The 545-nt window shown below is 71.0% G+C and carries 1 protein-coding gene; it reads right to left on the reverse strand.

Annotation, left to right across the window (positions count from 1 at the left end; all coding sequences use genetic code 11):
- A partial coding sequence (locus tag AF1_RS32790; protein ID WP_303621266.1) for a ketoacyl-synthetase C-terminal extension domain-containing protein occupies positions 1-487 on the reverse strand: 487 nt, incomplete at its 3' end.
- Positions 488-545 lie beyond the last annotated feature (58 nt).

Here is a 545-nt window from a genome sequence, read left to right on the forward strand (position 1 = left end):
GCGCCTCCTCACAAGACCCCGCCACCACCACGGCACGCTCACCGAACACAGCCCGGCCCGTCACCAACGCACCCGCCACGCGCGGCAACAACGGCTCATCAGCCCCATCGAGGAACGCCGCCAGCCGCCCGGCCTGTCCTGCCAGGGAAACGGTGCTGCGCGCAGACACCGGCAGTGGCACGACGCCCGTGGACTCCCCGTCGCCAAGGTCCGGCTCCGGTTCCTCGGGGGCCTCCTCCAGGATCAGATGCACGTTGGTCCCGCTGATCCCGAACGCCGAGACCCCGGCCCGGCGCGGACGACCGTTGCGCGGCCACTCCCGCGCCTCGGTCAAGAGCTCGACCGCTCCCGCCGACCAGTCCACCTCGGTCGTCGGCTTCCGTACGTGCAGCGTCGGGGGCAGCACACCGTGCCGCAGCGCCTGCACCATCTTGATCACGCTGCCTACGCCCGCGGCGGCCTGCGTGTGCCCGATGTTGGACTTCAACGACCCCAGCCACAACGGCTTCCCGGGATCCCGGTCCTTCCCATAAGTGGCGAGCAGC

This window comes from Actinomadura formosensis NBRC 14204 (assembly GCF_001552155.1).
GTDB classification, from domain to species: Bacteria; Actinomycetota; Actinomycetes; order Streptosporangiales; family Streptosporangiaceae; genus Spirillospora; species Spirillospora formosensis.